This window comes from Changchengzhania lutea (assembly GCF_006974145.1).
GTDB lineage: Bacteria > Bacteroidota > Bacteroidia > Flavobacteriales > Flavobacteriaceae > Changchengzhania > Changchengzhania lutea.
The window spans coordinates 141,939-159,366 of record NZ_CP039456.1 but is presented as its reverse complement, the minus strand read 5'-3'; the positions used below and the strand labels follow the sequence as shown (position 1 = coordinate 159,366).

Sequence of the window (17,428 nt, the reverse complement as noted above, 5' to 3'; positions counted from 1 at the left end):
GCGAGTGGTTTTGGTGGTGTTAGTTGTTATCGGTTAATTGTAAAAACTGTTCTTCTAAACTTTCCTTACGTTGCACGAGATGCGTAAGTATAATACCATTGTCAAATAACAACTTATTAAAATCTTCCGATTTCATTGGTTCGGTTAAAAAGGCGGTGATCAGGTTATCATATTGCTTTATTTTACCAAAGGATTTGTGGTTTTCTAAAAGAGAAATCAAAGCATCAGGTGTATTGCATTTAAGTTCAAAAAAGCCAAAACTAGAAGTCATTTCATCTACACGTCCAGAATAGAGTTTTACGCCCTTTCTAAGCACTACCACATGCGTACATACTTTTTCTACTTCATCCAATAGATGGGATGCCAACAAGATTGTGGTACCTTGTTGTGCTATTTCTTTAATGATTTCTCTAATTTGATGAATCCCTTGAGGATCTAATCCATTTGTAGGCTCATCTAAGATTAAAATTTCAGGATCATTCAATAGGGCAGAGGCAATGGCTAATCGTTGTTTCATTCCTAATGAATAGGTTCTGAATTTACTATCCTTTCTATCCACCAAACCTACAATCGATAATTTTTCATCAATTTTACTGTAATTCACACCTTTTATTCTACACACCAGCTTCAAATTTTGGTATGCACTCATATAAGGGTAAAAATTTGGACTTTCAATTATAGCGCCTACTTTTTTCAAGGCATCGTGGTTTGACGTATTCCCATCAAACCATTTAAAATCCCCTTCTGTTTTATTCACAACGTTTAGAACAATACCCAATGTTGTAGATTTTCCGCTGCCATTAGGGCCTAAAATACCATAAACGTTTCCTTTATTTATAGTGAAGGATAAGTCTTTAACAGCGGTTAAATACCCGAATTTTTTTGTAAGATTGTTGATGGTCAGTATAGGCTCCAAGTTGAAATAATTTTTTATCGAAAATCAAAATCGATAAGGGTTAGTTATAAAGTATGACGATAGTACATCTAATTTGTTACAAGTATAATAATAAAAGCATTAAATTTGAGTAATCTAAGCCCATGGAAGATTTAAAAATTTCTAAAAAGAAGCCATCATTTCCAGTAAATGATGATTTGCATAATTATCTCTCTGAATATAACAGGAACATAAAAATCCCAATTTTTTATGATGATTTGTTGCGTTTTCAAGGATCTGTAGTCGTTTATGATAAGGATGACAATGATACGCTTTGGATACGCGTTTATTATAATGAGTACGAACGCGAAGAAATTGAGATATCATTAAAAAAAATATACACCATTTTACATTCCGATGGAACCGAAAGCACCATTCCGTTTTTAAATGTAGATGCTATAGATTTTTGCACTTTTGGAAATTCAAAGCCTTTCAGAATAAAAATCAGGAATATCTTAAATGATAACTTCAGCTATTTTTATGTAAAAACTGCAGATGCTTCGCGGGTTTACGGGCTGGAATTAGAACATATGTTATCACCTTATAATCTCAATTTTTTAGTGTATAAAAACACCTTGATTGAAGAACATATTGCCGGAATTCCTGGTGATGAGTTTATTAATAATATGCTTCCTAAGTGTAATAAATCTGAGAAATCCCAAATTGCAAAGGAATTTGTAAAATTTAATGAGCGCTGTATGATTAGGCTTTTAGGCGACATGCGTTCCTATAATTATGTCATTGTACCAACACATGATTTCGACCATGTAGTGTATAATATTAGGGCCATAGATTTTGATCAGCAATCCTATGAAGGAAAATTCAATATTTATCGACCTCAATTTTTTAAGGAAAATTTTAAAATGGTAGAATTGGTTGCAGATACCATTCAAAAATTATCCATCGATCAATATAAGATTGAGGAGCGCTCTATTATGGTGAAACGTTTAAAAAGTTTTCACAATAGAATTGATGAGTTAATCGCTTGTATGGCATCAGATACCATTTCAAAAAAAGAAAATATCAACTTATTAAAAATGAATATTTTTGATTATACACAAGACGTCAAATTTAAGCGATGCAAGAATATGGGCGATATTTTAAAATGTGCTATGGAGTTTATCGTCCACAATTACGAAAATGTAAATCCTAAGGACCTAATTTAATTCCAGTTTTCATCAAAATCTAAATCGCTGTAATCGTCTACATCTAACTCATCTTCAAATTCCTCAAAATAGGTATCATCAGCATCAGCTTCAAAGATTTTTTCTGGTGCCGTGTCCGGAACTTGGCCTTGAACAAACATGAGATTTGGGTAGTCTGAACCTTCAGATTCATCTGCAATTTCAGCTAGCTCCACATAAAAGGTCCACATGCTCAAAAAATCGTAAACATAAATCAGTTTAGTCTGCATTTCATGAACCACATTATTTATAGATGTGGCATTCATTAAACGTGCTGGTGATTCTTCACTTAAATCAAATAATGAAATTTCTTCACCTTGATCCCATTGATCATTGCTTATGTAAAATGATGCCATTTCGGTACCATCAAAACCAAAGGATTGTGTGATAATGTTATGTAAATCTTCTAAAGAATCAGTTTCTCGAATTTCTAAATCACGAAAAATATCATCCTCCGTATCATTATCAAGTATCACTCTAAATCTATAAATCATGCTGAAATTTTAAAATGCAAAGGTAAGTTTTTTAAAATTATTTACTGAAGCGATGTAACGTAAATGTCATAGCGCTCAATAAGAAAAAAGCACCTATTTGATGTGCCACACCTAACCATACTGGAACTTGCAATAAAATGGTAAAAACACCAAGTAAGAATTGAATGGTAACTATAATTAGTAGTGTGCTAATCCCTTGTGATTGCAGCGCTGTTAAGCTTATTTTTTTTGATTTCAACCAGATTCCAAAAATCAAAACAACGACTAGATAAGCTAGTATTCTATGTACAAACTGAACGCCACTTTTGCCTTCGATAAAGTTTTTGTAAACTGGGTTTTGTTCAATGTATACAGTTTCATGCATAAACTTACCTTCACTCATCATAGGCCAATGATTATGAATGAAGCCAGCATCTAGACCGGCAACAAAAGCACCATATATAATTTGGATTATTAACACTACTAATCCGATACGTACCAAATTTCTAAACTGTTCGTGAATCGCTTTCTTCTTTGGATAAATAAGATCTAATGCCACCCAGAATGTATAAGCAAAAGTAAGAAAAGCGGTAGTTAAATGCGCCGCTAGACGGTAATGGCTTACATCTGGATTATCTACTAAGCCACTTTTGACCATATACCAACCCAAGAATCCTTGAAATGCACCCAAGATTAATAGAATCATTGCTTTTTTTATCGTCGGTTTTGATAGTTGTTTTGTAAATAGAAAATATAAGAAAGGCAATAAAAATACTAAACCAATAAAACGACCTATCACACGATGAATCCACTCCCAAAAGTAAATGTCTTTAAAATCTTGAATTGTAAATTGATTGTTTAGCTTTTGATACTCTGGGTACTGTTTGTATAAATCGAAAGCAGCCTGCCATTCGACATCATTCATAGGAGGTATGGTTCCTGAAATGAGTTTGTAGTTTGAAATAGATAACCCCGAATGCGTGAGTCTCGTAATGCCACCAACAACAACCATGACGAAGATTAATACGCAACCTGTAAGTAACCAAAAAACAACTCTGTTATTATCTCTTTTCATATGATATGAATTCCTTTTTAAAACATAAACTATTCAGCGCATTAATATATGGACCATAGTTTGGTATGTCTTTATAACCTTTATGACGATATAATTTAATGGCAGCTTTTTGATTTATACCTGTTTCTAAGATGCAACTTGTAAAACCCAATTCTTTTGACCACTGCTCAAGTTCAGTTAAAATTTTTGAGGCTATACCTTTTTGTCTGAAGTCACTGTCTGTAAACATGCGCTTTATTTCAGATGCGTTATCATCATACGCTTTAATGGCACCACAGCCAACAGCTAAATTATCAGAATAAGCGACTACAACATATTTTATCACATTTATATTATTGTACTGGTTGTAAAAATCATGCTCATCGCCGTCCGTAATTTTTAAGTAGGCATCAAGCTTTTTAATAAGTTTTTTAAAATCTACATTATCAGAATTTGTTCTTAAAAGAGTCAACATAAATTTAACTTTTTACTTCTAACCCCAATAGTTTGCCTTTTTCAATCATTAATTTAAAAGCTGCATCGTATTCATTAGGAATTTCACCTTCTAAAATCGCTTCTTTAATTTGCTCTTTTATTAGACCTATTTCCCGAGATGGTTTTAAATTGAATGTTTTCATAATTTCTTCACCAGATATAGGGGGTTGAAAATTGCGAACATGATCGCGCGCTTCTACTTCAATGATTTTATCTCTTACAATTTTAAAATTGTTATGATATTTATTAAATTTCCTTGGGTTTTTGGTGGTGATGTCTGCTTCGCAAAGGGTCATTAAATCATCAACGTATTCGCCAGCATCAAATACCAAACGTCTTACCGCAGAATCTGTTACTAAATCTTGTGCAAGAACGATAGGGCGTGAGCTCATAAAAACCATTTTTTGAACGAATTTCATTTTATCATTTAATGGCATTTTAAGTCTTTTGAACAAATGATACACCATTTTTGAGCCTTCAAACTCATGGCCATGAAACGTCCAGCCTACTTTTTTGCTAAACTTTTTTGTGGGCGCTTTTCCAATATCGTGCAATAATGCCGCCCAACGCAACCACAGATCATCGGTGTGTAATGCAATATTATCTACAACTTCTAGCGTGTGGTAAAAGTTGTCTTTGTGTTTCTGACCTTCAACTTCATCAATGCCTTTTAAAGCTGTAAGTTCAGGTAAGATGTACTGTAATAATCCAGTTTGTTCCAATAGTAAAAAACCAACAGAAGGTTTCTTGCTTTCTAATATTTTATGAAGCTCTACAACAATACGTTCATTCGTGATGATTTTTATACGCGCATTGTTTTCAGTAATGGCCTGCAATGATTTTTGTTCAATTGAAAAGTCAAGTTGTGTCGCAAACCTAACAGCACGCATCATGCGCAATGGGTCGTCACTATAAGTAATATCTGGGGGTAATGGGGTTTTAATAATTTTATTTTCTAAATCGTCAATACCATTAAATGGATCAAGTAAATCACCAAAATTATTCTCATTTAAATTCAATGCGAGCGCATTAATTGTAAAATCCCTACGATTTTGATCATCTTCTAAAGAGCCATTTTCTACAGCAGGGTTTCTACTATCTTCTGTATAGGACTCTTTTCTAGCGCCAACAAATTCAATTTCAATATCGTCATAACGAAGCATGGCTGTACCATAAGTTTTAAAAACCTGGACTTTAGGAGTATTAGGAAGCTGTTTGGCTACTTCTTTTGCCAATGCAATACCGTCTCCAATAGCAACAATATCAATGTCTTTAGCGTCCCCACGGTTTAAAAGAAAATCACGTACAAAACCACCAATAACATAGGCGTCGATATCAAGAGCTTTTGCAGATTTTGAAATGGTTTTAAAGATGTTGTGACTTAATGCTTCTTTATAATTCATTAATGAAATTTCAGGATCTACTCGCGTATAATTTTGACCACACCGCTATTACTCAATTTAATAATTGCTGACGGCTTCGAGCAGATTTTTTCGTGGTGCAAATTTACGATATAGTCTACACCTTTTAAAATGACGGGAGATATTTCTTTATATGATTTAGGACTGGGCTGACCGCTAATATTTGCGGAGGTAGAAACAATGGCTCCATTTAATTTTCTTGCGATTTGATAACAAAATTCATCATCTGGAATTCTTATGGCAATAGTGCCATCTTCTGCAATTAAATTTTTGGCTAGATTTTGTGCATCGTCGTAAATAATGGTCGTTGGTTTTTCTGCAATATCAATAATGTCCAAGGCAACACTTGGTACAGATTTTACATATTTCTTCAACATTCTATCGTCGGCGACCAAGCAAATGAGTGCTTTGCTATCTTGGCGTTGTTTTAGTTTGTATATTTTTTCGATTGCCTTTTCATTATTCGCATCACAGCCAATTCCCCACACCGTATCTGTTGGATAAAGTATAATGCCTCCTTGTTTTAAAATTTGTAGCACTTTATTTATTTCTTCATTCATGTTTTGAGTCATATATTTGTAGCGTTGCAAATTTACAACAGAAAATCAAATAGATTTCTCAATTGCCTTATTTAATAGTATGAAAGAAATTAAAGTATTCAATAAAAATTTAGATGAAGGATTCAAGAATAAGTTAGATCTTAAAATTCATAATTTTGAGTCTATTGAAGGAGGAAAAGGAAAGCGGAATGTTATTAAAATTATAGACTTAGAAGACGTTTTATTGAATATTAAAGCGTTTAAGATTCCAAATATTATCAATCAAATTGTTTATACTTTTTTTAGAAAAAGTAAAGCGCAACGTTCCTTTGAATATGCCAATACTCTAATTAGTTTAGGAGTTGGAACACCAAGACCATTAGCTTATTTTGAATATATTAAGTCTTGGCTTTTTAAAGAAAGTTTTTATGTGAGCGAGCAGCTGGATTGCGATTTGACCTATAGGGAACTGACAACCAATTTCAATTATCCGGATTACAACCATATTTTACGTGCCTTTACCAAATTCACTTACAGTTTGCACGAGAAAGGGATTCATTTCTTAGATCATTCTCCAGGAAACACCTTAATTAAAAAGAATGGTGCCAATTATGAATTTTATTTAGTTGATTTAAACAGGATGAAATTTGAGTCTTTAGATTTTGAAGCTCGAATCAAAAATTTTTCCAGATTAACCATTCATAAGTCTATGGTAGAAGTCATGAGTGAAGAATACGCTAAATTGACTGGTGAGAATTACGATAAAATTTTTAATCTAATGTGGAAAGAAACTGAGGGTTTTCAAAGTCGTTTTCACAGAAAAAAAAGAATTAAAAAAAGGTTAAAGTTCTGGAAATAATTTAGTGTTGATTCTCAATTAACGCTCTAAGTTTGGTGTATTTTAAAAAGGTAATATTTGCGGTTTGTACACATATTACCAATCCGTTTAGGCCATCTAGAAAACCAAATCGTAAAAAATAAGCTTTCAAAAATGCCCATGTTGGGTTGATTGCAATTTTCCAAATTGGGGCTGTTTTCCCTAAATCAAAATAAGCTTTCGCCGCCACATTAGAAAAATGTTCAGTTTTTAAATTAAATTCAGAGTAGGTTTGGTAAGTCCAATGTAAAATATCACCTTTTAAATAACCTGCTTTCCTTTTAGAGTCATTTAATACAACGTTATCATGCGGATTAATGCCTTGCCATTGCGCTTTTCGTCTATTAAAAACACGTAATTTTTTATTTGGATACCAATCGGAATACTTAATCCATTGCCCGCAGAAATTGTTGAATCGATTACAATAGTAACCATCAAATTTCCAATTTTCTTTCAACTCAATAATTGACTTTTGAAGCGTTTCTGAAAGGGCTTCATCACCATCGAGCGATACGACGTGGTCATTTGACGCTTGATTTAGAGCAAAATTTTTCTGCTCGATATAGCCTAAAAATTTTTGTTCAATAAATGTTACATTGTATTGTTCGCAAATGGATTTTGTGCTGTCTGTTGAAAAAGAATCTACGACCACAATTTCATCTACAACAGATACTAAAGATTGCAAGCATTTTTCAATGTTTCGCTCTTCATTAAAAGTTATTACAACTCCAGATAGTCTGATCATTTGCTTTCTATAGGGTTCGGTAAAAATAGTTATTTTTGCCATAATGGGACTATTTAAAACATCTGTAATTATTAGCACTTATAATCAACCCGTCTGGTTGCAAAAGGTACTTTGGGGTTATGAAGTTCAAAGTGAAACTGATTTTGAAATTATTATAGCTGATGATGGCTCCACGCTAGAAACCAAGCAAATTATAGATGACTTTATCCAATCTTCAAGTTTGCACATAAAACTCGTGTGGCAGGAAGATGAAGGTTTTCAAAAAACCAAGATATTAAATAAAGCTATTTTAAAGGCTTCATCTAATTATTTAATTTTCACGGATGGCGATTGTATACCGAGAGCGGACTTTGTTGAAACCCATCTGAAATTAAAAAAAGCAAATTGTTTTCTATCGGGAGGCTATTTTAAATTGCCTAAAAATATTTCCAATACAATTCATAAAAGTGATATTAAAAAACAGTCTTGCTTTAACATGAATTGGCTACGTTCTCATGGTCTGGCAAAAACGTTTAAGTCTAATAAATTAACAACTAGTGGTTTTAAAGAATGGTTTTTAAATACGTTTACACCAACGAAAGCAACCTTCGATGGCATGAATGTATCTGGTTGGAAACAAGATATTATTGTGGTAAATGGTTTCGATGAACGCATGGCGTATGGCGGAGAAGACCGAGAAATTGGGGAGCGTTTAATGAATTATGGTATAAAGTTTAAGCAAATTAGATATTCTGCTATTTGTGTGCACCTTTACCATGAGCGTCCGTATAAAAATGATGTCGCTGCTGAAATGAATAAGAAAATAAGAAGCAAAACTAAAAGGCAAAAATTAAAATATACCGAGTTTGGTATCGTCAAACAAAACTCAGTTAGCGTTTAGGCTTAGTATACGCTTGATTATACGATTTTAAGATGAAGTGTTTCAGACGTTTTCTTATTTTATATTTCCGTATTAAATTCAACGGTTTACTTTTTAGGTAAGTTTTATCTTTATGTAAAAAACCGATTGTAGCATCTATAATTCGCTGCGAAGAATTTCCATCATTATAGGGATGCAGCTCATTCACAAATTCTTTTATGCTTGCTAAAAGCGATTTAGGATATTTTAAGGCTTCAGAAAACTTATTTTCAAGATCCGTTGCGTTGTTTACATCTATAAGATACTCATGATCGAGTGTATGGTTAAAGGTAACTACTGGTTTTATTTGTAACAAAAACTCTTGAATGGCGGAAGTAGTATCAGCAAACATAATATCCGCTTTCTTAAATAAGGGGATTAAATTAGTGGTGTCATAAAATTTAAAATGCGCATTATTGATTGATCTCCATTTACTTATGATGTGTTCTGGAAGTTTTGGATGCAACACCATAATAAAATTAAAAATTCCTGCTGCGGATAAGCTTTCAATTTCTTTATAAACATCATCATTATACGCTAAGCTTAAACGCTCAGTAAAGGTTGAAGCGATCATAATAGTATTTCCCTTTTCTTTATTAACTATAGGAAATAAAGGATCTACTTTACTCCAACCTGTTTCTATTACTTCAAAATGCGGATATTTTTTTTGTTGCTTTAAAAAACCTTTAGTACTTGATGGTCCCTGTGTACAATACAAATCAAAAAAACCACGAATCCTAAAATGGGCTTCCCCATGCTTCCTCTCCGGTCGCTTATAGGTTAGAAACCCATGAAATATCTGCACTTTAATCCCCGTAATAAAATCTGGGACATCATCTGTTGCAGCTAACACAACATCTGGTTGATAGCCCATAAGGTCTGTTATATTATCTATGACGTTGTCCTTTAGTGAAATAGCTTTTTTCCCATCTTCTAAATCACTAAACCATTTAACTGTATACCCACGTCTCTTAATTTCGCTTTCTAAAGGGTTGCCAATAGGCAATGCATAACTATAGGAAATGTATATTAAGAATTTGTAATTCATAGCGAATACCTTTTGACATTATGGATAAGCAAAATTTAATTTATTCTATGATCTATCCAATTGAGTATGTATTTCAAAGACTTAGGTTCGGCCATATCCAAGCTCTGAAATGTAACGAACAATTTAGAGTTATCTATTTCAAACCATTTTAACTTTAGTCTGGTGACAAACAGGTTTTTATAAGATCTAAAATACGTTAATTGTGGGTTAGATTTATAATGAAATGTCCTGTTTTTAATTTCCAAATGCTCAGAAAGTGAAGAAATCAAAAATTGATTTTCATTTCTAAATCTGTGCTTGACATTATTTTTGAGGATTTTATTTATTTTAAAAAAGTTTTCTAACGTCGATTTTCTAACGCATACTGGTGTATGAAATCGTCTTAGATAATTATCTGTTCCCGCAAGTTTGGCACTATTCTGCTGAAATTTCTTGAAACTTATTCCTTTTTCATCTTTTGGTTTCCCTATTAAGGAAAGGACGCTGTGATAAAATTTTCTAAATTCCCTATTTTCATTAAAATCTTCCCATTGTCCCCGGATAATCGGCTGGCCATTAATAAAAAAATCAGTTTTGGTAGCACTTCTCATTAAAAATGTGTCGTCGTTAAAAATGATAAAATGCTCAGATAGATTAGGAATTCTAAATAACATAGACCCTATAGAACATGAGTTAAAACAGGGTAAACAGTCTTCAAAGTCTTTAAAAATAACGGTATGATCCACCAACTCCAACTGGACACCATTGGCAATTGCTAGAGATTGTAAATCATCAAATGCTTCAGGTTTCTGATTATCTGTAACTAGATAAATATTCTTTATAAAAGGAGCGTATTTTAAAATGCCCTTTATGGCAATATCAATTTCTCCTATAGAGTTGTAACGCTTTTTGTGCTTGGTGTCATTAAAATTGATTTTAACATCAGAATACCTATTAATTTTTTCTTGCCAGTTAATGTCACTACCATCAACCCATGTTATTACTGCGTCAATTTTAATTCCAGAGGCTTCCTTATCATATTTCATAAAACTGTCGAGCCCATTTTGAGATAAATTTAAATATAATATCCATGATTGTTAATTGTAACCTTAGAATGTTATTTGTAGCCTTACTTTAATTTCACAAGATAAAGTAGTTATATCAATATCCTTTTACACAGCCACATTATGTTCTCTAAGCGCCTCGTTAAGCGACGTTTTTTTATCAGTACTTTCCTTGCGTTTACCTATAATTAAAGCGCAAGGCACGTTATATTTTCCAGAAGGGAATTCTTTAACGTAGCTTCCTGGAATCACCACAGAGCGCGCTGGAACTTGTCCTTTCATTTCAATAGGTTCCTCACCGGTCACGTCAATAATCTTGGTGCTCATAGTTAATACTACATTGGCACCTAAGACTGCCTCTTTCTCAACTCGAACGCCTTCAACAACTATACAACGACTGCCTATAAACGCACCATCTTCTATAATAACAGGTGCGGCTTGTAATGGTTCTAGAACTCCACCAATGCCAACACCACCAGAGAGATGTACATTTTTTCCAATTTGCGCACAACTACCAACCGTCGCCCAAGTATCAACCATAGTGCCTTCGTCCACATAAGCGCCAATATTCACGTAACTGGGCATCAATATCGTGCCACTTGATATATATGAACCATGTCTAGCCACTGCATGCGGCACTACCCGAATCCCTTTTTCGGCATATCCAGTTTTTAATGGAATTTTATCATGGTATTCAAAAACACCAACTTCGATGGTTTCCATTTTTTGAATAGGAAAATATAAAACCACAGCCTTCTTAACCCATTCATTAACTTGCCATCCATTTTCAACAGGTTCTGCAACGCGAAGCACCCCTTGATCTAGTAAATCAACTACTTTCCTAATAGCAGTGGTTGTTTGTTCTTCTTTTAAAAGGGCTCTATTCTCCCAGGCTTGCTCAATAATATCTCGTAATTCGGTCATTAGTTTTACATTTTTAGCAAATATATAGTCTAAGCACGAGAAATGAGAATGAAAATTTAGAATTTGATCGAATTGGTTTCTTTTAAATTGATTCAACTTATTAATTCCTTAAGAGATGAATGGTCATTTTTTTACTCTGAATGAATTATTTAGTGTTTAAGAAGAAGAAAAACTGCTTATTGGCGATGAAAATAAGCATTTTATCTATTCGTCGATAAAAGCCAGCTCATTTTCTAGTCATCGAATTTTCAATCCTTTACAACTAATTTATTGTGTTTAAGCTTCTATGTGGATATATATTTGGCTCATCAAACAATTAGAAATAATGAAAGCGAATTTAAACATCTTACTAATTTTATTACTGACGGTCTCTCTAGGTAACGCACAAAGTATCAATGAAGATGTTTTAATAAACTCTTTGGATTCAATTTCTAACACTCAAATAGAAAAATATACTAGTGTTTTGCAGGACTCTTTAACTATAAAGCATCCTGTTAAAAAGAACGATATATTAATTGATGCTGCAGAAGCAAAAGCAAATATTGCGAGAAGTAGCAGCGATATTAGGGTATATTTAAACCGTCTTAGAAAAGTTGGAAATATTAGTTTACTATTTCCTAAATTAAATAGACGTCAAACCACATAGATTACAATTTCAAATATTAATAATTAAGGTTAAACTGTTGAAGAAAGGCTATCTGAAAAGATGGTCTTTCTTATTTTATAAAGTATTTTTGCATAAATATTAGAATATGGCAAGAATACTAGCAATTGATTATGGGATGAAGCGAACAGGGCTTGCGGTTACGGATGACTTCCAGATAATCGCTTCTGGCCTGACGACAGTTAATACCAAAGAATTACTTCCATTTTTGAAAAATTATATAGAGAAGGAGAAAGTCGAATTATTTTTAGTTGGAGAACCAAAGCAAATGGATAACACACCGTCTGAAAGTGAAGCGCTTATTTTACCATTTCTCAAAAAATTAGAGGCACTAATTCCTAATATACCAATAAAACGGATTGATGAACGTTTTACTTCTAAAATGGCGTTTCAAACCATGATTGATAGCGGTTTAAAAAAGAATCAGCGTAAAAATAAAGCCTTAGTTGATGAAATTAGTGCGACTTTAATTCTGCAAAGCTATTTATATTCTAAGTAACGAAATATAAGCGGCTTTCAGCCATTTTTTAGGAAATAGAAAAAGTCAAGAAGGGTTCTTGAAATAAGTATTGTATTTTTGCCAAAATAAATGAGTATAAAATAATGATTTTACCAATAGTTGCCTATGGCGATCCTGTTTTAAAAAAGAAAGCAACAGACATATCTAAGGAATATCCAAAATTAGAAGCCCTATTAGCAAATATGCACGATACCATGTATAACGCTTTTGGTGTTGGATTAGCAGCACCACAAATAGGACTTCCTATTCGATTATTTTTAGTAGATACGTCGCCTTTTGGTGAAGATGAGGTGCTGTCTGATGAAGAGCGAGAAGAATTAAAAGTTTTTAAAAAGGTTTTTATTAATGCGAAAATATTAAAAGAAGAAGGCGATGAGTGGGCTTTTAACGAAGGCTGCTTAAGTATTCCTGATGTTCGTGAAGATGTTTTTAGACAACCTATTATTACTATCGAATATTTTGATGAGCATTTTAAAAAACATACTGAAGTTTACAAAGGTTTAATTGCAAGAGTGATACAGCACGAGTACGACCATATTGAAGGTGTTTTGTTTACAGATAAACTATCTACACTAAAAAAACGTTTAATTAAAGGGAAATTAAATAACATATCAAAAGGTAAGATAGATGTAGATTACAGAATGCGTTTTCCCAATCAAAAAAAGAAACGCTAAAATTTGCAAGGCATGAATAAACACATGATATTTGCGCCTTTTAAGAAAATATATTTATGAGTTTAGATAAAATATTAGCCATTTCAGGTAAACCAGGATTATACAAATTAGTGGCTCAAACTAGAGGCGGTTTTGTCGCGGAATCTTTATTGGATAACAAACGTTTGTCGGTTAGTGTACAGCAAAACGTGAGTGTTTTAAGTGAAATTGCTATTTATACTTTAACTGAAGAAGTGCCTCTAAGAGATGTTTTTGCTAAGATTAAAGAAAAAGAGAACGGCGAACCTACTAGCGTTAAACCAAAAGACAGTAAAGATAAACTAGAAGAATACTTTTTTGATGTGCTCCCGGAATATGATGAAGATCGTGTTTATGCCAGCGATATTAAAAAAGTAGTACAATGGTATAATCTTTTGCAAAAGCATGATTTGCTAAATAATCTGGAAGAGAAGAAAGATAAAGAAGGTAAAGACGAAGAGGAATAATCAATGACAAATATCATTTAAAAATCTCCAATCAGGAGATTTTTTTTTATACAAAGAAAAGTAGGTTAAACTGCAACAAGTTTATTAATCATCCCTGTAAAAATAAACCCGTGAAAAGGTAATACACTATACCAATATAACCGCCCCCAAAGTCCCCGAGGTCTAAAGGTTGCTGTTTGTTTAAGTAAACCATCTTCAATTTTAAATTCTAACCAAGCTTCTCCAGGAAGTCGCATTTCGGCATACAAAAGCAGTTTTTGTTGTTCCTTATCTGCAAAAATGACACGCCAAAAATCCAAAGCATCACCAACATCAAGATGTGTCGGACTCGTGCGACCTCTCCGTAAACCAATACCACCAAAGAGTTTATCGATATAACCTCTAATTTTCCAGAGAAATGTACCGTAATACCAACCTGTTTTACCACCAATACGCCAAATTTTATCAAGGGTTTTTTTAGAATCTTTGACGGGCCGCTCTTTATAGTCCTTAAAACAGCCAAATGTTGGAACGTTGATATATTTGTGCAAATGACTTCTTAATCGGCCGCTACTAACCATGGAATCCTTCCAACTGGAAATAATACTATTTTGCTCTATCTTTTCAAAAGCTAAAGCCACAGCTTGTTTGTAACTTAATGGGTTTACATTAAGCAATTCGTTTATATTGCTCGGTTTTCCAATAATTTGAACCCCCATACTATCTACCAGTGAGGTTGCCAACTTGTAAGATGTTGAAGTGACAAAATACAGCCAATACGAAGACAATTTTGGAGTCATAACAGGAACCGTTAAAATATAGCGCTTTAAACCTCTTACTTCCGCAAACTGGAGTAGCATTTGTTTATATGTGAGTATTTCAGGACCAAAAACGTCATATGATTTATCGTAAAGTGCATGATTGCCCGCAGCACCAGATAAAAAAGATAAAACATCCCTAACCGCTAGTGGTTGAGTTTTGGTATTGAGCCATTTAGGAGCAATCATGAAGGGGAGTTTCTCAACTAAATCTCTAATGATTTCGAAAGACGAACTTCCAGAGCCCACAATAATGCCTGCCTTTAAAATCGTGAGGGCATAATTTTTTGAAGATAAAATATCCTCGACATTTTTTCTTGAACGTAAATGTTTAGAGAGTTCTTTCTCATTTGTAATACCGCTTAAATAAATGACCTGTTTTACTTTTGTTTTCTCTAACTGAGATTTAAAATTAATCGCACACCGCTCTTCAAGTGATTCAAAATCCTTAGAAGAGTTCGACATGGAGTGAATTAAATAGTATCCCACGTCGATATCTTCGGGAATATTTTTGAGTGTCTCTGGTTTTAAAAAATCAACTTCAATAATGTCTATTAAGTCTTCCTCTAAATAAGTTTTATCCGCTCGAAGTACATCTCGAACACAGCAAATGACATGATGCCCTTCATTAATCAAAAAGGGAATTAGTCTTTTGCCAATATAGCCAGTAGCTCCTGTAACAAGAATTTTCATGTTTTGAATTTGTTTTATTTAGGCCTTTGATATCCTAATCTAACCCTATTGTCGGCAACGGTATAGCCATCCAACCCATTTATTGAAGCAACTTCAGCTTTGGATAAGTCTACAAAACCATCTTTTTCAATAAGGTTATCATTAATGTGCAATCCTATTATTTTACCTATTAATAGAATGGTATTATTAGCTGTAATGTTATATTCTTCCACAAATTGCATGGCTAATTTAACAGGTGCATCTTTTACAAAAGGTGCTTGAAAGTTGTTTTTATATTCTGAATTCAATCCAGTCACATCAAACTCAGAAATAGTAGCATCATATTTGGCAGAGGTATGGTGTGCATCTTCAATTATCTTTTTATGAATATGATTAATGGTAAAGATACCCGTAGATTTTATGTTTTCATAAGTATTTCGAATAACAGTGGTTGGTCTCATAAAAAATCCAAACATGGCTGGACTTGAACCAATATGAGTAACAGAACTGAATACAGCTACGTTTTCAATGCCCGCTTGGGATTTTGTGCCAATTAAGTTGGCAGACTTATATCCCGAGCAACTATTTATTAAATTGATTCTGTATAAATGGTGTAATTTTTCAATATCATCTTCATTGAAATAAGTCATTATAAAGTCATGTAGTTATTGATTTTAATGTCTTTAGCTTTCAAATCGAACATTAAATTATACAAGCCAAAGAATGTTCTGTTAATATAGATAAAATGTTTGGAACCTCTATTACCGTTCATCTTTTTTAAATCGGTACTTTTTGAATAGCGTTCTCCTAATTCTGCGATGTCGCCAAAAAACTTGGCATCTGAAAAATCAAAGGCTTCTTGATGAAAAGGCTTTGTAAATAAGCTGAGCATCTCATAAAACATACCAGTAAAAAATTCTAGTTCTTGTTTGGTATCATCTGCCCTCAGTATTTCCAATTCATATAATTTCTTAACAAAATAAGCCTCGTTATTAATATTTTCAGGCTTGGCAAGTTCAAAATAGGGCACATAGAATTCGTCAGGGATTTGCTTCATACATCCAAAATCTAAAGCGACTAATTTCGCTTTATCGGTTACAAGAAAGTTTCCAGGGTGTGGATCGGCATGCACTTTTCTAAGTTTATGAATTTGGAACATATAGAAATCCCAAAGTGCCTGACCGAGTTGATCCGATTTTTCTTGATCTGAATTAATGGCCGTAAATTCTGAAAGATGCTCCCCTTCCATATAATCCATGGTGATGATACGTTCTGAAGATAATTCCTCATAATACTTAGGGAATAATAAATTGGGAACATGCGCACAAGCAGCGGCTATGTCCTTGCTTTGTTTAATTTCCAAAATATAGTTGGTTTCTTCAACCAGTTTATTTTCAACTTCCTTAAAATATTTATCAGAGTCCTTGCCTTTAATAATGAACATGCTCATGGCTATGGGCTTAACCATAGCTAAATCTGATGCGATACTTTGTGCAACTCCTGGATATTGGATTTTCACAGCAAGTTTATTCCCATTTAATTCTGCCATATGGACTTGACCAATGCTGGCAGCATTTACAGAAGTTGCATTAAAAGTATCATAAATATCATTCGGCGATTTACCAAAGTATTTTTTAAATGTTTTTAGAACCAATGGAGGTGATAATGGCGGTACCGAAAATTGTGCTAAAGAAAATTTTTCAACATACGCCTGAGGCAAAATGCTTTTCTCCATACTTAGCATTTGAGCGACTTTAAGGGCACTGCCTTTTAATTGTTTTAAGCCATCATAAATATCGGATGCATTATTTTGGTTGAGTCGCTCTTTGGCTTCCGCATCTGGATTTACTATTTTATCGCCGTAGTATTTAAGATAATTAACGCCAACTTTTGCGCCTGTACTGACTAGTTTTGAAGCGCGTTGTATTTTAGAAATGGGTATTTTGTCTATGGTTCTCATGGGAAGATTTAAAATTAAGAT

20 protein-coding genes are annotated in these 17,428 nt (G+C 33.4%); 7 read left to right on the top strand and 13 right to left on the bottom strand.

Features of this window, described 5'->3' with window-relative positions; genetic code table 11:
- Positions 1-19 precede the first annotated feature (19 nt).
- Positions 20-916, bottom strand: a complete 897-nt coding sequence (locus tag FAF07_RS00720; protein WP_142783287.1) for an ABC transporter ATP-binding protein — start codon at positions 914-916, stop codon at positions 20-22.
- A 122-nt stretch (positions 917-1,038) separates the two neighbouring features.
- On the opposite strand from FAF07_RS00720, the gene FAF07_RS00715 reads away from it, so the two are divergent.
- Entirely contained in the window at positions 1,039-2,100 is a 1,062-nt protein-coding gene (locus FAF07_RS00715) for a hypothetical protein (RefSeq protein WP_142783286.1), read from the top strand.
- On the opposite strand, the gene FAF07_RS00710 is transcribed toward FAF07_RS00715, so the two are convergent.
- Genes FAF07_RS00710 through FAF07_RS00690 form a run of 5 tightly spaced genes read right to left on the bottom strand, consistent with a single transcriptional unit; the run spans position 2,097 to position 6,121 of the window.
- A complete protein-coding gene (locus tag FAF07_RS00710) occupies positions 2,097-2,612 on the bottom strand; it encodes an IS1096 element passenger TnpR family protein (protein ID WP_142783285.1) in 516 nt (171 codons plus the stop codon). The two genes, FAF07_RS00715 and FAF07_RS00710, sit on opposite strands and share 4 nt — an antisense overlap.
- Before the next feature lie 37 nt (positions 2,613-2,649).
- Complete coding sequence (locus FAF07_RS00705) at positions 2,650-3,666, bottom strand: COX15/CtaA family protein (RefSeq protein ID WP_142783284.1); 1,017 nt, start codon at positions 3,664-3,666, stop codon at positions 2,650-2,652.
- The gene (locus FAF07_RS00700) at positions 3,653-4,120 is read right to left on the bottom strand and encodes a GNAT family N-acetyltransferase (protein WP_142783283.1); all 468 of its coding nucleotides are present in this window, start codon (positions 4,118-4,120) and stop codon (positions 3,653-3,655) included. Before FAF07_RS00700 ends, FAF07_RS00705 begins: the two co-directional genes overlap by 14 nt.
- A 4-nt stretch (positions 4,121-4,124) precedes the next feature.
- Positions 4,125-5,543 (bottom strand): CCA tRNA nucleotidyltransferase, encoded by a 1,419-nt coding sequence (locus tag FAF07_RS00695; protein ID WP_142783282.1) that lies wholly within the window; start codon positions 5,541-5,543, stop codon positions 4,125-4,127.
- Positions 5,544-5,560: 17 nt separating this feature from the next.
- Positions 5,561-6,121 carry an L-threonylcarbamoyladenylate synthase gene (locus tag FAF07_RS00690; RefSeq protein ID WP_142783281.1) on the bottom strand — a complete coding sequence of 187 codons (561 nt, stop codon included), beginning with the start codon at positions 6,119-6,121 and terminating at the stop codon, positions 5,561-5,563.
- A gap of 79 nt (positions 6,122-6,200) precedes the next feature.
- Here FAF07_RS00690 and FAF07_RS00685 point away from each other — a divergent pair, with 79 nt between their 5' ends.
- Positions 6,201-6,959, top strand: a complete 759-nt coding sequence (locus tag FAF07_RS00685; RefSeq protein ID WP_142783280.1) for a lipopolysaccharide kinase InaA family protein — start codon at positions 6,201-6,203, stop codon at positions 6,957-6,959.
- A 1-nt stretch (position 6,960) separates the two neighbouring features.
- On the opposite strand, the gene FAF07_RS00680 is transcribed toward FAF07_RS00685, so the two are convergent.
- Positions 6,961-7,764 (bottom strand): glycosyltransferase family 2 protein, encoded by an 804-nt coding sequence (locus FAF07_RS00680; RefSeq protein WP_246067744.1) that lies wholly within the window; start codon positions 7,762-7,764, stop codon positions 6,961-6,963.
- Between the two features lies 1 nt (position 7,765).
- Here FAF07_RS00680 and FAF07_RS00675 point away from each other — a divergent pair, with 1 nt between their 5' ends.
- Positions 7,766-8,602: a glycosyltransferase family 2 protein gene (locus FAF07_RS00675; protein ID WP_142783279.1), complete on the top strand. Its 837-nt coding sequence runs from the start codon at positions 7,766-7,768 to the stop codon at positions 8,600-8,602.
- Here the strand turns inward: FAF07_RS00675 and FAF07_RS00670 are convergent.
- The 3 genes from FAF07_RS00670 to FAF07_RS00660 all read right to left on the bottom strand — a co-directional run bounded on the left by FAF07_RS00670 (position 8,592) and on the right by FAF07_RS00660 (position 11,635).
- The gene (locus FAF07_RS00670; protein ID WP_142783278.1) at positions 8,592-9,668 is read right to left on the bottom strand and encodes a CDP-glycerol glycerophosphotransferase; all 1,077 of its coding nucleotides are present in this window, start codon (positions 9,666-9,668) and stop codon (positions 8,592-8,594) included. The two genes, FAF07_RS00675 and FAF07_RS00670, sit on opposite strands and share 11 nt — an antisense overlap.
- A gap of 35 nt (positions 9,669-9,703) precedes the next feature.
- The gene (locus FAF07_RS00665) at positions 9,704-10,693 is read right to left on the bottom strand and encodes a Stealth CR1 domain-containing protein (RefSeq protein ID WP_142783277.1); all 990 of its coding nucleotides are present in this window, start codon (positions 10,691-10,693) and stop codon (positions 9,704-9,706) included.
- Between the two features lie 126 nt (positions 10,694-10,819).
- Positions 10,820-11,635, bottom strand: a complete 816-nt coding sequence (locus FAF07_RS00660) for a 2,3,4,5-tetrahydropyridine-2,6-dicarboxylate N-succinyltransferase (RefSeq protein ID WP_142783276.1) — start codon at positions 11,633-11,635, stop codon at positions 10,820-10,822.
- Positions 11,636-11,960: 325 nt separating this feature from the next.
- Between FAF07_RS00660 and FAF07_RS00655 the strand changes: the two genes are divergently transcribed.
- From FAF07_RS00655 to FAF07_RS00640, 4 genes are all read left to right on the top strand, one after another.
- A complete protein-coding gene (locus FAF07_RS00655; RefSeq protein WP_142783275.1) occupies positions 11,961-12,281 on the top strand; it encodes a hypothetical protein in 321 nt (106 codons plus the stop codon).
- Positions 12,282-12,387: 106 nt separating this feature from the next.
- Positions 12,388-12,798 (top strand): Holliday junction resolvase RuvX, encoded by a 411-nt coding sequence (gene ruvX / locus FAF07_RS00650; protein ID WP_142783274.1) that lies wholly within the window; start codon positions 12,388-12,390, stop codon positions 12,796-12,798.
- Between the two features lie 104 nt (positions 12,799-12,902).
- A complete protein-coding gene (def, locus tag FAF07_RS00645) occupies positions 12,903-13,493 on the top strand; it encodes a peptide deformylase (RefSeq protein WP_142783273.1) in 591 nt (196 codons plus the stop codon).
- A gap of 56 nt (positions 13,494-13,549) precedes the next feature.
- Positions 13,550-13,978, top strand: a complete 429-nt coding sequence (locus FAF07_RS00640) for a DUF5606 family protein (RefSeq protein ID WP_142783272.1) — start codon at positions 13,550-13,552, stop codon at positions 13,976-13,978.
- A gap of 65 nt (positions 13,979-14,043) precedes the next feature.
- Here FAF07_RS00640 and FAF07_RS00635 read toward each other — a convergent pair whose 3' ends face one another.
- From FAF07_RS00635 to FAF07_RS00625, 3 genes are read right to left on the bottom strand one after another with little or no spacing between them, the layout of a single operon-like run.
- Positions 14,044-15,468 (bottom strand): SDR family oxidoreductase, encoded by a 1,425-nt coding sequence (locus FAF07_RS00635; RefSeq protein ID WP_142783271.1) that lies wholly within the window; start codon positions 15,466-15,468, stop codon positions 14,044-14,046.
- Between the two features lie 14 nt (positions 15,469-15,482).
- Entirely contained in the window at positions 15,483-16,097 is a 615-nt protein-coding gene (locus FAF07_RS00630) for a flavin reductase family protein (RefSeq protein ID WP_142783270.1), read from the bottom strand.
- On the bottom strand, positions 16,097-17,407 hold the full coding sequence (locus tag FAF07_RS00625; protein WP_142783269.1) for an ABC1 kinase family protein: 1,311 nt from the start codon (positions 17,405-17,407) through the stop codon (positions 16,097-16,099). The genes FAF07_RS00630 and FAF07_RS00625 overlap by 1 nt, the downstream gene beginning before the upstream one ends.
- Positions 17,408-17,428 lie beyond the last annotated feature (21 nt).